The following is a 12,745-nucleotide window of genomic DNA, read 5'->3' as shown; positions in this document are numbered from 1 at the left end:
TGTTGGGAGTGCGCACCGCTTCCGTTGCGCGGAGGAGGAGAACGATGCCCGACAAGCTGATCCCGGGGCCGGACCACCCGATCACCGTTGAGCCCAACCCCGCGCGGGTGGTGGTCAAGGCAGGCGAGAAGACCATCGCCGACACCACCCGCGCGCAGGTGCTGCGGGAGGCCAGCTACCCGCCGGTGCAGTACATCCCGCTGGAGGATGTCGACTTGGCGATGCTGTCGCCCACCGCACACAAGACGCACTGCCCGTACAAGGGCGACGCTTCGTACTACAGCCTGGCCGCGGTGCCGGACGGCGAGAACGCGGTGTGGGTTTACGAGGCCCCGTATGACGCGGTGGCCGCGATCAAGGGACACGTCGCGTTCTATCCGGACCGGGTGGAGATCGAGGAGGTCGGCTGAGGGGTTCTTCGGTTGGCCCGGTGGCTGATCGTGGCGCGGGGCTGGCCCCGGCTCGATCGGCTGATCGTGGAGGGGTTGGCCCCGGCTCGGCGGTGCGGCCGATGCGGTGCTGGTCCCGGTTCGCCGCTGAGCCAGGTTCGGGGGTCGATCCCGGTTTGGCGCCGATCCTTGGCTGTTCGCTGGGCCAGGTGGGTCGCTGGGCCTGGTTCGGTGCTGCTCCCGGTGCGTTGTTGAGCCAAGCTCGGCGTTGGTCCTGGTTTGGCGCCGATTCCCGGCGAGTTGGTCGTCCCGGCTGGTCGCTGGTCCCGGTTCGGCGCCGAGGCCGCTTTCGTTCTGCCTGGTTCGGCGCCGGTCTCGGCTGGCTGCTGATCCTGGCTCGAATGCCGGGTCAGCGGTCGACTTCGAGCCAGGAGGCTTCGCCCGCCTGTTGCAGCGCGTTCCACAGCAGGTTGAGCGGATGGCTGTCCGGGTACGAGGAGCGTTCGCCGCGCCGGGCGAACACGCCGACGAGCAGTTCGAGTTTCGGCTCGATGTCGTCGACGAGGCTGATTGTGCGCAATCCGGAGGCGGCGTGCAGGCGGTTTTCGCCCGCGGCTTCGCCGAGTCCTTGGGTGACGAGCATGCAGCCGCGGATGAGACCCGAACGGAGCAGTTCGAATCCGTATTGCGCGGAGTCGATCTCGGCTACGATGTCGAGCCGGTTGCGGTAGTCGGAGCCGAACCAGCCGCGCATAAAGTCGTTGATCACGCCGCCGCTGGGCACGACGAGCGGGAGCGTCGGCAATTCGCTGGTGCGCACGGACTCGCCGGGCTTCGGAGTGTCCATATTGGACAGGATGCCGAGGCCGCTGCGCCGCCATTCGAGCACGTCGACGGAGTCGAGCGCGTTGGTCGTGACGACGCTGCCGCACACCAGGTCCACGTCCTTGGCCAGCAGGCGGTCGATCAGGTCTTTGGTGCGCACGTGCACCACGTTCAGTTCGATGTCGCGGGCGCGGAACTGCTCGGCCACGAGATCGCCGGCGTGGGCCAGGCTGCCGAGGGTGTAGCGAGTCGCGCCGACGGTGAGCGTTCCGCCGAGTTCGCGGCGGCATTCGTGAATGGTGTCCAGCCATTCGGTAAGAGTGCGGCGAGCCTGGTGGGCGACGGCGCGCCCGGTGTCGGTAAAAAGAACGTCACGGCCGCGCCCTTGGCGGTGCAACAATGGTTCTCCGCACAATTCGGAGAAATTGCGGTTGAGAGTGTCGAGTTGTTTTTGCACACTGGACTGGTCGCGGCCGAGCGTGCGGGCGGCGGCGAGGGCGGTTCCGGTTTCCGCGACCGTGATCAGCGTGCGCAACTGGTCGAACGTCGTGTCGAGCAGGGCGGGTGACGAGCGCAGGAGCCTGCTGAGGACGTTGAACGACGGCGACCGGAACGGGCTGGGTGCGGACATCGGGCAGGACTCGCCTTCTCATTCTCATCGCGGACGCCGGAGAGCCTAACCCGGCCTTCCTGATCTCGCGGCCAGTTCAAAAAATCTGCAGATTTTATCGGCGAACCAGTGGACGGCGCAAGCAGTCGGCGGGAAACTCCGTGACGCTTGATTCGATTGCTGATCCAAGGAGTTCGACAGAAGTGAGTTCGTACAGTTCCACCGGCGCGCGACGTTCTCGCACCCTGACCATCGGCGGGGGGCTGGGATTGGTCGGCGCGCTCAGCGGGCTGCTGTGGGGTGCGATGGTGCTGGTGCAAGGCGAGGGGTTGATCCGCCCCGCCGTGCAGGAATACCTGCAGACCGAAGGCCGAGAACTGGCCTCGAGCGGCCTGCTGACGGCCGACGACCTGACCGGGATCGCCATGTCGTCGTTCAACGGCCGCGCGGCGATCTGGCTGGTCATCGGCCTGGTAACCCTGGTGTCGGCCGTGCTGGTCCTCGCCGCGCACAACTGGGCGCGAGTGGTGCTGACGGTGTTCGCGGTCTTCGGCATCGGCCTTGGCCTGCGCGACCTGATCGACCTGAACCCGGCGCTCCTGAACGCTTTCGACGCGGTCGCCGTACTGAGCCTGCTGGCAGTGCTCGTGGTGCAGTGGCTGCCCGGGGCCAACCGAGCGGTGCGGGCGCGGAAGAACGCGGTGATCGCGCGGAAGGCCGCGGCGTTCGCGGTCTGAGGTCTTTGCGGGACGCGGTTTTCGCGGGCGGCACGTTCTGAGGGGTCGTGCCGCTCGATGAAGCCGAACTGCCCGGGGCGGTGCTGGAGGGGCAACTGTGTTGGGGCAGGGCTCGAGGGCGGCGGCGGTTTCATGGGGAGCGTTCGTGGGGAGCGTGCGCTTTGAGGGGAGCGTGCTGTCTGTGCGGACGGTGCCGGAGGGGCGACTGTCTTGGGTGACAGTGCCTGAGGGCGGTAACCGCTTCGCCGGAAGCGTTGCGCGGAGCGATCGCGGGGAGGCGAATGCTTCGCGGGGAGCGTGTCCTGAGGGGGCAGCCAGCTGAGAGGGGCAGTGCCGGAGGGTGGTCGTGAGGGGCGGCGTTCGAGGCGCATCCGTTTGAGGGGACGGATGTCTGAGAGGGACAGCGCTGCTGAAGGGACGACCACTTGAGGGAAGCGGTGCTTTGAGGGGAGCTCCGTTCGAGGGGGAGTTCCGCCTCGCCGTCTGATGGGCGGCGGGGCGGGACCGGGTCTGCTTCTCTTGCGGGACAGTCGTTATCGCGTTCCGGCGATCGTCGTGAGTTGGTCCGGCGGCGATGTTGTTCCTTGCCTTCAAAGCCACCTACACCACGGGTGCGGAATTGGCACCGCTCTAGGACAGTGCGCGTTTCCACACTTCGGCGGCGCAGCGGCACAGTTCGGCGGGCTCCACCGCGGCCGGATCGAGCAGGCACTGCAGTGCGATGCCGCGGAGCTGTCCGACGATGGCCACGGCGAGTTGCTCCGGGTTCGCATCGGCGCGGATGGTGCCCTCGGCGATGCCTGCGGAGATCTCGTGGCGCAGGTCGTCGCGGAAGGCCTGGTCGCGTTCGCGGAAGATCGGGGCCAGTTCCGGCGCGGTCATCGATTCCGCCCACAGCACCAGGAAAGCGCGGCTCAGCACGTCCGGTTCGCTGAGTTGGGCGAGGTAGCCGTCGATCAGCCGCAGCAGCCGGTCCAGGCCGGGCGGCAGTGAGTCCAGGCCGGGGACGAAGCCGGTCTGCGTGGTGCGGGCGAGTTGTTCCAGCAACGCCTGCTTGCCGCCGAAGTGGTGCGTGACCAGGCCGCGGCTGTACCCGGCGCGTTCGCCGACCCGGGCCAAGGTCACGGCGCGCACGCCTTCCTCGACGACCAGCTCGGCGGCGGCTTCGAGCAAAGCTGCCGACGCCTGGTCGCGGCGTTCCTGTTGAGTGCGGCGCGTGGTCACGGGAAGAAACTCTACAACATACTTGCCAGCTGACAAGCAAGTATGCGTAGAGTGGGAGCGACGAGAGGGAGGAAGTCCGATGACCGCAGTTTTCGTCCACGGCAACCCGGAAACCGCCGCGGTGTGGGAGCGCCTGCTCGCCGAGCTGGGCGACCGGCCGGTCGTGTGCCTGTCCCCGCCCGGATTCGGCGCGCCGTGGCCAGAAGGATTCGGCGCGACGGCCGTCGAATACCGCGACTGGCTGATCGCTGAGCTGGAGAAATTCCCCGAACCGGTCGACCTCGTCGGCCACGACTGGGGCGGCGCGCACGTGCTCAACGCCGTCATGGCTCGCCCGGAGCTGGTGCGCAGCTGGGCCAGCGACACGGCGGGCGCGTTCGACCCGGATTACGTCTGGCACGACCTCGCGCAGGGGTGGCAGAAACCGGGCGTCGGCGAGGAAGCTGTCGCGGCGATGTTCGGCGCGCCGGTGGACAAGCGGGCAGAACGCCTGGTCGGCGGCGGAATGCACGAGTCGGTGGCCGCCAAGGTCGCCGAGGGGATGAACGACGACATGGCCCGCGCGGTGCTCCCGCTCTACCGGTCCGCGGCGCAGCCGGCGATCGCGGAGTTCGGCCGGAATCTCGAACGCGCGGCGGAGCGGCCGGGGCTCGTCGTGCTGGCGACCGAGGACCACTTCGTCGGGACGGACGAGCAGCGCCGCCGCGCGGCTGAGCGGGCCGGGGCGAAGGTCGCGGTGCTGGAGGGCCTCGGGCACTGGTGGATGACGCAGGATCCGGTCCAGGGCGCGCGAATTCTCACGGAGTTCTGGGAAGCGTCCGAATAGGACGGTTCAGGCGCGCGCGACGAGATGGAACACGCGGCTCATCCGCCGGTACGGATCTCGTCGCGCCGCCTCCAGCTCCACCTCCGCGATCTCGGCGATCCGGCTCTCCTCGGGGTCCAGGTTCATCCAGTCGGCGAACAGCCAAACTCCGTACCAGGCAAGCGGTTCAGCTCCCTGCCCAACAAGGAGCTGGGACAGTCCCGCCACGGTGTCGGCGCGTGTGTCCACGCCGAGGACGCCCCGCTCGCCGCGTGCGTCGAATGCCGTCAGCGCGTCGCTCCACCGTCCTTCCAAGGCTGGGAGGACGGCCAGGGTCTCGGCGTTGAGCGCCATCGCCGAGACGATCCCGCCCGGTGCCGCGCAGGCGCACAGCGCGTCGATCATCGGCACGGGATCGTCCACGTACATCAGCACGCCGTGGCACAGCACCGCGTCGAACTTCTGGCCGCCGACCGCCCCGACGGCGTCCTCGCCGCGGCTGCGCACCAGCCGGACGCGCTCGCGAACCTCGGCTGGTTCCGAAGCGAGCCGCTCCCGCGCCTTCGCCAGCATCGCGTCGGACGAATCCAGCAGGACGACGTCGTAACCCAGGCGCGCCAACGGGAACGACTGATGCCCGGCCCCGCCGCCGACGTCGAGCACCGTGGCCGGCGGCGGAGGCAGGTGCGCCAAGAGCTGCTGATGCAGGACGTACGTGCGAACTCGGCCCTTGACGGTCGCGTACGCGCCTTCCACGAACGGACTCGCCAGCGCGGCCCAGGCGTCGGTCTCCATGCTGTTCATACTGCGCCCGAACCATAAGTGACGCGCGTCACATAAAGTGCATGTCCAGAACCCGCCCGCGCCTCCGACCACTCCCCGTAAGACCCCGAAACCACGAGGAGCAAGACGATGAAGTTCCTGATCAGCCTGCACATCAACCAGTCCGTTCTCGACGCGCTCACCGAGGAGGAGAAGGAAGCCCTCGGCAACGGCGTCACCGCGTTCATGGAGTCGACGAAGAAGTCCGGCGAGCTGATCGCCGCACAGGCGCTCGCCGATCCGTCGCAGGCCGCGGTGGTGTCGGTCCGGAACGGGCAGCCGGTGGTGACCGACGGGCCGTTTCTCGAGTCCAAGGAGTTCCTCGGCGGCTACTACATGATCGACGTCGAGAGCAAGGAACGCGCGATCGAGCTGGCCGCGCAGGTGCCGGACGCCGCGATCGAGGGCCTGGGGGTCGAGGTGCGCCAGGTGATGTTCTCGGAAGGACAGTTGGAAGCGTGAATCCTCCCGCCGTCGAGGACCTGCTGCGCGAACTCGTGCCGCAGGTGCTCGGCGTGTTGGTGCGCCGGTACGGCCAGTTCGAGGGGTGCGAGGACGCGGTGCAGGAGGCTGTCCTCGCCGCTTCGCAGCAATGGCCGGTCGAAGGCGTGCCGAACAATCCGCGCGGCTGGCTGTCGACGGTCGCGTCCCGGCGCTATGTCGACCAGTTGCGCAGCGACCAGGCGCGCCGCGAGCGGGAGCTGGCGAACGCCGTCGAGGCCGCGCCCGAGGTGCCGGACACCGACGACACGCTGCTCCTGCTGTTCCTGTGCTGCCATCCGACACTGACCCCGGCGTCGCAGACCGCGTTGACCCTGCGCGCGGTCGGCGGGCTGACCACGGCCGAGATCGCCCGCGCGTTTTTGGTCCCGGAGGGCACGATGGCTGCCCGGATCAGCCGTGCCAAGCAGCGGATCAAGGCGGCGGGCAGTTCGTTCCCGGGCACGGAAAGCCCGGAGCGGCTGAATGTGGTGCTGCAGGTGCTGTACCTGATTTTCAACGAGGGCTACACCGCGTCGTCCGGCAGCGATCTGCACCGCGCCGACCTGGCGTACGAGGCGATTCGCCTGGCCAGGATGGTGCACGCGCGGCTGCCGGACGACAGCGAAGTGACCGGTCTGCTCGCGTTGATGCTGCTGACCCATGCTCGCCGCACGGCCCGCACGACGCCGTCCGGAGACCTGGTCCCGCTGGCCGATCAGGACCGCTCGACGTGGGATCGCGCCATACTCGACGAGGGCACTGAGCTGGCGAAAGCGTCACTGGCCGGTTCGGAGCTCGGCCCGTATCAGCTGCAGGCGGCCATCGCCGCGACGCACGCCGACGCGGAGACGGCGGAGGAGACCAACTGGCGGCAGGTGCACGCGCTTTACCTGATCCTGGAACGGATCGCGCCCAACCCGGTCGTCACGTTGAACCGCGCGATCGCGCTCGCCGAAACCGAGGGGCCGCTTGCCGGGCTCGCCCTATTGTCCACATTGGATGGTGAGGAACGGGTGGCGCGGCATCACCGATTGCTGTCGGTGCGGGCGCATTTGCTGGAAAAAGCCGGGGATTTGCCTGGCGCGTACGAGAACTACCGGCTGGCGGCCAAGGCGACGGCGAGTATCGCGGAGAAGCGCTATCTGGATTCTCGGGCCGCCCAGGTGCGCGAGTGAATTCTCCGCGACCGGCCTCGCGGGCCGGTCCCGAGTTCGAGTAGGTTGCGCTGCGTGTCCCGGACGTTTGCGAGCGTGCCTGACGAGGTCATGCGCGTCTCGATCGTGGACCGGCTGTTCGCCCGCGAGGACGACGAACGGCCGCTGTTCACCCACCAAGAGCACACTCGCGGCGTCGAGCACACGCTGACGTGGGCGGAGTTCGCCGCGAAAGTCCGGATCGTGGCCGGGGAATTGCGCCGGGTCGCGGAACCGGGCGAGCGCGTCGCGATCCTCGCCGGGCAGGAACTCGCTTATCCGCTGGCGTTTTTCGGCGCTCTCGCCGCCGGGATGGTCGCCGTTCCGCTGATGCTGCCCGGCAACCGCGCGCAGGCGGACCGGCTCGCCGGCGTCCTCGCCGACTCCGGCGCGCGAGTGTGGGCGACGTCGTCGGCCGTCGCGGCGAAGGTGCGCGAGTTCAGCGATCCCGGCGACCTCGTGGTGGTGGACGAGCTGTCCGGACCTGGCGCCGACCCGGTCCGTGTGGACCCGGAAAGCCCCGCCTACCTGCAGTACACGTCGGGGTCGACGCGCGAGCCGGCGGGCGCGGTGATCCCGCACCGGGCGATCGTCGCGGCGTGCTGGCAGGCCAGCCAGGCCTACGCCTCGGACGAGCAGACGACCTGCGCCGGCTGGATCCCGTTCTTCCACGACATGGGCCTGATCCAGCTGCTTTGCCTGCCCGTTTACGTCGGCGGCCGGTCGGTGTTCATGTCCCCGGCGGAGTTCGTGCACCGGCCGCAACGGTGGCTGCGCCAGCTCTCGGATTACCCGGCCGTCTTCACCGCGGCTCCGAATTTCGCCTACGACCTGGCGGCTGACGTCGGCGCGGAGGACGACCTCGATCTTTCGGACGTCCGGGTCGCGCTCAACGGCGCCGAGCCCGTCCGGCCGCGCACGGTCGAGCGGTTCCACGAGGTCTTCGGCCCGCGCGGGTTCCGTCCCGAAGCGCACCGTCCGTCGTACGGGCTGGCCGAGGCCACGGTGTACGTCGCGAGCGCGGGAGACGAAGGGCCGCGCGGCGCGGTGCTCGACCGGGAAGCCCTGGCCCAGGGCCGGGCCGTCGAAACGCCGGACGGCCAGCCGGTCATGTCGGTGGGACGGCCGGTGGGGCAGCTCGTCCGGATCGTCCACGACGGACACGAGCAGCCCGAGGACGAGGTCGGCGAGATCTGGGTGCACGGCCCGAACGTCGCGTCCGGCTACTGGGGCCGCGGCGACGCGGAGGCGTTCAGCGGCGTCCTCGACGGGCTCGACGGCTGGCTGCGCACCGGCGACCTGGGCGTCGTCCACCGAGGCGACCTTTACGTCACGGGCAGGCTCAAGGACCTGATCGTCGTCGACGGCCGCAACTTCCACCCGCAGGACCTCGAGGCGGCGGCGGGCGAGGCGCATCCGGCGATCCGCCGCGACCGGGTCGCCGCGTTCGGCGTCGCGGACGAACAGGGCGAGGGCGCGATGGTGGTCGCGGAATGGGCTCGCGGCGCGGAAGCCGAGGTCAAAGACGTGACCCGGGCGGTGCTGCGAGCGGTCTCGAGAGAGCACGATCTCACTCTCCGTGCGGTACACCTGGTCCCTTCTGGCGGACTTCCGCGCACTTCCAGCGGGAAGGTCGCCCGGTCCGCCGCCAAAGCGCGTTACGGTGGCGTGCGTGGGTGATCACTGCGCCGAGGTCACGAAGGTCGTCAGCGACACCTTCCGGCTCGACCCGGCCCTCGTCGTGCCCGACGCTCCGCTGGAGGAGCTCGGCATCGACTCGAAGGGCCGGATCCGGCTTCTCGCGGCGCTGGAGATCTACTACGACGTATCGATCGATCTGGACGAGCTCGATCGGTTCACCGACGTGGAATCCGTGGCGGAAGTGCTCGCGGAGGCCCTGACAGCTTGCCGAGCTGAGGAGAAGCACTGAAATGAGCGGTGGGGGCGGGTACACCGCGACAACCCAAGCGTTGTCGAAGGCGTCGACGAAGATCGGCGACCTGGCGGAGAAGCTGCTTGACGACAATCCGGACCTCGAACACTCCGAGCTGACCAAGGAGAAGTTCGGCCGGGTGCACCAGGCGCACGCCGACAAGTACCTCGAGGGAACCAAACAGCTGTGGGGCGCGCTCTCCGGCTACAGCAAGGCGCTCGAATCGTTCGGCACGAACATCAAGACCGCCGGGTCCGCCTACGGCAAGAACGAGGACGACCAGGTCGGCAACATCACCAAGACCGGCAACGGCGTCGACGGGATCCTCTGATGGCGGACGAAAACAAGCCGAAGACGTGGCCGGATGTCAAGAAGCTGCTCGACAACTCGGCGGTGCCGCCGGAGCTGAAGGACGGCCTGCTCCGGGCGTGGGTGCACGAGCACCCGAATCCCCAAGGCGATGAGGGCCAGGACGTCGCGAAGTACATCAAGTCGTACGGCCGGACGTTCATCCCCATCCCGAAGAATCCGTTCGCGGCGCCGGGCGGCGCTCCGCCGCTCGAGCAGGTCTACGAAGAGGCCCGGCAGAAGGGCCAGCAGAACAGCTACAACCAGGACGAGAAGAAAAAAGCGGTCGACCAGGGCAAGGACGACCTCGGCAAGAAGAAGCCGCCTGCCCCCGGCGAGGGCAAGGACGCCGCGGCGACCGGCACGAAGACGTCCGATGAACTCTTCGACCCCGCGGCGGCCGCGTTGCGGGTGTTCGAGACCTTCGGCGGGCTGCTCGAGAAGATCCCCGACGACTGCAAGGGGAACACGCGCAAGCTCGACCTCGACAAGGACATCCGCGGTCCGTTCGACGAACAGCGCGGGATCAGCTTCGAGGGTTTCGTCAACGACGCCATGCACTTCAAGCACGGCTCGGAAACCGTGAAGTCGACGCTGACCGAAACCGGCACCGAACTGGGCACCCTGTTCGGGACCTGGACCGGAGCCGGAGCCGACGCGGCGTCGGACAAGTACAACGAGAGCATCCAGAAGAAGGCCGCGAAGCTCGGCGACGAACTCAACCACGCCAGCGAAGCGACGCTGGCCACCACGAAGACGCTGTTCGACCTGTGCAAGGGGAAGGCCGACCAGGTCATCGCGCTGTACCGCGACCAGGTCGGCAAGGCCGACTACACGATGGCGCAGAAGGTCGTCGCGGTCGCCAACGGCGAGCACGGCAGCGTCAACGACCTGGCCCAGATCGCCGGCTGGATGGACTACAACTTCAACACCAACCTGGTCAACACCCTCAACGACCAGGGCTGCTGCGACGACGACGAGATCCAGAGCCACGGCAAGGACCTCGCCAAGCAGTGGATCATGAACCAGTTCAACCCCGACATGTGGGACAACGTCTACAAGGGCTTCGAGAAGGCCTGCAAGGACGCCAAGGACCTCGTCGACAAGGCCTACGACACTCTCGACAAAGAGATGGGCAAGATCAAGAACAAGTTCGAGGGCGCCAAGGACGGCGGCGCCGGCGGCTCGGGCGGTTCTGGCGGTCCCGGTGGCGGGGGTCCTGGCGGTGGCGGTCAGGGGCCTGGCGGCAACGGCAACGGTTCCGGCGGCGGTAACGGGAACGGCAACGGCGGTGGCCAGGGCAACGGGCACGGCGGCGGTACCGGTGGGGGAACCGGTGGCGGCTACGGCGGCGGGTCCGGCGGCGGGTCCGGTTCGGACACGCCGCAGGGTGACCACCCCGGTGGCACTGGCGGCGGCCCCGGGGGCATCGGCGGCGGTCCGGGAGGCGGCACCGGCGGCGGGTCCGGCTCGGGCGGCGGGTCCGGCAGCGGCTCCGGCGGGGGCGGCGGGAAGGTTCCCGACCTCGACGTTCCGTCCGATTCGCCTGGCGGCGGTCCGCTCGGCGGAGGTTCGGGTGGCGGTCCCGGCGGCGGGACCGGCGGGGGCGGTCCGGCGGACGGCCCGCCGATCAAGACCGATCCCGGCGGCGGCTCCAGCGGTGGGTCCGGCCCCGGCGGTTCGGGTCCGGGCGGTTCCGGTTCGAGTGGCGGACAGGACCACACCCAGTCCGACGAAGAGGCCAAGCAGCGGGCCGAACAAGAGGCCAAGCAGAAGGCCCAGGCCGAGGCCAAGCAAAAGGCCGAGGCCGCGATGGACGCGCTGAAGAAGGACTCGCAGGGCAGCCACGGCGGCGGTCCGCTCGGCGGGCCCGGCGGCGGCGAACCCGGTTCGACCGGCGGCGACGGCAAGGGTCCCGACGGCAAGGGGCCGGACGACAAGGGCCCTGGCGACGACAAGAGCCCCGGTGACAAGGCTCCCGGCGACAAGGGCGGTGGCGGCGGTTCCCCCGGCGGCGGTCCGGTCGACGGCCCGCCGATCAAGACCGACCCCGCCGACGGCGGCCCCGGCGGCGAAGACGGCAAGCCCGGCGACGGGAAGCCCGGCGAGGACAAGGACCACGACGGCAAACCGGACGACGACGGCAAGGGTCACGACGGCAAGCCGGGCGAGGACAAGGACCACGACGGCAAGCCCGACGACGACGGCAAGGGTCACGACGGCAAGCCCGGCGAGGACAAAGACCACGACGGCAAACCGGACGACGACGGCCGGGATGTCCTGAAGGTCAAGCAAGGCGACAAGACCTTCGAGATGTCCGAGCCGGACCACGACGGCAAGATGGACATCAAGATCGGCGAGGGTTCCGGTCCCGCCAAGGACTTCAAGATCGACTGGTCCGACGACAAGTCCGCACACGACGGCGGGGACGGCCAGCAGCACGGCGACGACGTCCACCACCCCGGCGCGGACGGCAAGATCCACCTCCGCGACGGCGACACGAAGATCACCGCCGAGCGGCCGGACGGGCCGAACGGGCCCACCGTCGTCACGGTCGACGACGGCAAGGGCAACCCGACGACCTACACGCTCGGCGAGGAGGACGACAAGAGGCAGGGCGTGCACGAGGTCGACCACGGCCCGCAAATGCCCGACGGCACCACCGGACGGCACCACGCGGGCGACGTTCCTGGCCAGCCTCGCGACGACGCGCCCGGCCACCACGGCGGCGACCACAAGGGACCCGACGGCAACGGGCACGGCGGCGCCTCGCCCAGCAGCAGCCACCCGGTGCATCCGTTGCAGGGCGGTCCGGGGCCGGAGATGTCGCACACCGGGGACCCGTTCGGCGGGCACCCGGCAGGCGACCCGACGCATCCGGCGGGCGGCGGCCCCGGTCCGGGGACCTCGGGTTCGGACGCCCCGGGACACCCCGTGGGCGGTCCGGCCCAGCCGCTGCACCACGGCGTCCCGAGCGGGGCGCCGGGCCACCCGATCGAAGGCGGCCCCGGTCCGGAGATCTCGCACACCGGCGGTCCGGGCGTGCCCGCCGGCGCGCCGAGCGCTCCGCTGCACGGCGGGCCCATGGTCGGGGTCGACAGCACACCGGTCGTCGGCACCCAAACCGGCGGCGGGTTCTCGCAGCCGGCGGGCGACCACCCCGGCGGCGCGGGCCAGCCCGGCGGCAGCGGGATGCCCGGCATGGGCGGAATGGGCGGCGGACACGGCGGCGGTGGTGGCGGCGGCGAGACCGAGCGGCGCGCGGCGTACCGGGTGGAGGGCGCGGTCTTCGACAACCTCGTCGAACCGGCCAGCCGGATCACTGGTTCACTCGACGATGACGACGACGCGCCGATCATCCGGACCAGGTAGGAGG

General features: G+C 69.5%; 12 protein-coding genes. 9 read left to right on the top strand and 3 right to left on the bottom strand.

The genetic code is table 11. From position 1 onward, the window contains the following. The first annotated feature begins 44 nt into the window (after positions 1 to 44). On the top strand, positions 45 to 410 hold the full coding sequence (locus ABZX37_RS12730; protein ID WP_354738887.1) for a DUF427 domain-containing protein: 366 nt from the start codon (positions 45 to 47) through the stop codon (positions 408 to 410). Positions 411 to 798: 388 nt separating this feature from the next. Here the strand turns inward: ABZX37_RS12730 and ABZX37_RS12725 are convergent, their stop codons facing one another. Next, entirely contained in the window at positions 799 to 1,845 is a 1,047-nt protein-coding gene (locus tag ABZX37_RS12725; protein ID WP_354738885.1) for a LysR family transcriptional regulator, read from the bottom strand. Between the two features lie 182 nt (positions 1,846 to 2,027). Between ABZX37_RS12725 and ABZX37_RS12720 the strand changes: the two genes are divergently transcribed. After that, positions 2,028 to 2,561: a hypothetical protein gene (locus ABZX37_RS12720; protein ID WP_354738883.1), complete on the top strand. Its 534-nt coding sequence runs from the start codon at positions 2,028 to 2,030 to the stop codon at positions 2,559 to 2,561. 630 nt (positions 2,562 to 3,191) lie between these two features. Here ABZX37_RS12720 and ABZX37_RS12715 read toward each other — a convergent pair. Further along, positions 3,192 to 3,785 (bottom strand): TetR/AcrR family transcriptional regulator, encoded by a 594-nt coding sequence (locus ABZX37_RS12715; RefSeq protein WP_354738881.1) that lies wholly within the window; start codon positions 3,783 to 3,785, stop codon positions 3,192 to 3,194. Between the two features lie 79 nt (positions 3,786 to 3,864). Here ABZX37_RS12715 and ABZX37_RS12710 point away from each other — a divergent pair, with 79 nt between their 5' ends. Beyond that, positions 3,865 to 4,611 (top strand): alpha/beta hydrolase, encoded by a 747-nt coding sequence (locus ABZX37_RS12710; RefSeq protein ID WP_354738879.1) that lies wholly within the window; start codon positions 3,865 to 3,867, stop codon positions 4,609 to 4,611. Positions 4,612 to 4,617: 6 nt separating this feature from the next. Here the strand turns inward: ABZX37_RS12710 and ABZX37_RS12705 are convergent, their stop codons facing one another. Then, positions 4,618 to 5,385: a methyltransferase gene (locus ABZX37_RS12705; RefSeq protein WP_354738878.1), complete on the bottom strand. Its 768-nt coding sequence runs from the start codon at positions 5,383 to 5,385 to the stop codon at positions 4,618 to 4,620. A gap of 117 nt (positions 5,386 to 5,502) precedes the next feature. Here ABZX37_RS12705 and ABZX37_RS12700 point away from each other — a divergent pair, with 117 nt between their 5' ends. The 6 genes from ABZX37_RS12700 (at position 5,503) to ABZX37_RS12675 (ending at position 12,741) form a co-directional block, all read left to right on the top strand. Continuing rightward, positions 5,503 to 5,874, top strand: a complete 372-nt coding sequence (locus ABZX37_RS12700) for a YciI family protein (RefSeq protein ID WP_354738876.1) — start codon at positions 5,503 to 5,505, stop codon at positions 5,872 to 5,874. Further along, positions 5,871 to 7,070: a DUF6596 domain-containing protein gene (locus ABZX37_RS12695; RefSeq protein WP_354738874.1), complete on the top strand. Its 1,200-nt coding sequence runs from the start codon at positions 5,871 to 5,873 to the stop codon at positions 7,068 to 7,070. Before ABZX37_RS12700 ends, ABZX37_RS12695 begins: the two co-directional genes overlap by 4 nt. 90 nt (positions 7,071 to 7,160) lie before the next feature. After that, entirely contained in the window at positions 7,161 to 8,768 is a 1,608-nt protein-coding gene (locus ABZX37_RS12690) for a fatty acyl-AMP ligase (RefSeq protein WP_354739048.1), read from the top strand. After that, positions 8,761 to 9,018, top strand: a complete 258-nt coding sequence (locus ABZX37_RS12685) for an acyl carrier protein (RefSeq protein WP_067584101.1) — start codon at positions 8,761 to 8,763, stop codon at positions 9,016 to 9,018. The genes ABZX37_RS12690 and ABZX37_RS12685 overlap by 8 nt, the downstream gene beginning before the upstream one ends. A 1-nt stretch (position 9,019) precedes the next feature. After that, positions 9,020 to 9,352: a hypothetical protein gene (locus tag ABZX37_RS12680; protein ID WP_354738872.1), complete on the top strand. Its 333-nt coding sequence runs from the start codon at positions 9,020 to 9,022 to the stop codon at positions 9,350 to 9,352. Further along, positions 9,352 to 12,741: a hypothetical protein gene (locus ABZX37_RS12675; protein ID WP_354738870.1), complete on the top strand. Its 3,390-nt coding sequence runs from the start codon at positions 9,352 to 9,354 to the stop codon at positions 12,739 to 12,741. Before ABZX37_RS12680 ends, ABZX37_RS12675 begins: the two co-directional genes overlap by 1 nt. Positions 12,742 to 12,745 lie beyond the last annotated feature (4 nt).

Source organism: Amycolatopsis sp. NPDC004079, assembly GCF_040610415.1.
Classification (GTDB): domain Bacteria; phylum Actinomycetota; class Actinomycetes; order Mycobacteriales; family Pseudonocardiaceae; genus Amycolatopsis; species Amycolatopsis halotolerans.
This window is presented reverse-complemented; position numbering and strand designations above follow the sequence as displayed.

Bases quoted from the DNA above. Each gene is read 5' to 3' on its own strand.
- ABZX37_RS12730 (WP_354738887.1), top strand. From the start codon at position 45: ATGCCCGACAAGCTGATCCCGGGGCCGGACCACCCGATCACCGTTGAG.
- ABZX37_RS12705 (WP_354738878.1), bottom strand. From the start codon at position 5,385: ATGGAGACCGACGCCTGGGCCGCGCTGGCGAGTCCGTTCGTGGAAGGC.
- ABZX37_RS12725 (WP_354738885.1), bottom strand. From the start codon at position 1,845: ATGTCCGCACCCAGCCCGTTCCGGTCGCCGTCGTTCAACGTCCTCAGC.
- ABZX37_RS12680 (WP_354738872.1), top strand. From the start codon at position 9,020: ATGAGCGGTGGGGGCGGGTACACCGCGACAACCCAAGCGTTGTCGAAG.
- ABZX37_RS12700 (WP_354738876.1), top strand. From the start codon at position 5,503: ATGAAGTTCCTGATCAGCCTGCACATCAACCAGTCCGTTCTCGACGCG.
- ABZX37_RS12690 (WP_354739048.1), top strand. From the start codon at position 7,161: ATGCGCGTCTCGATCGTGGACCGGCTGTTCGCCCGCGAGGACGACGAA.
- ABZX37_RS12675 (WP_354738870.1), top strand. From the start codon at position 9,352: ATGGCGGACGAAAACAAGCCGAAGACGTGGCCGGATGTCAAGAAGCTG.
- ABZX37_RS12710 (WP_354738879.1), top strand. From the start codon at position 3,865: ATGACCGCAGTTTTCGTCCACGGCAACCCGGAAACCGCCGCGGTGTGG.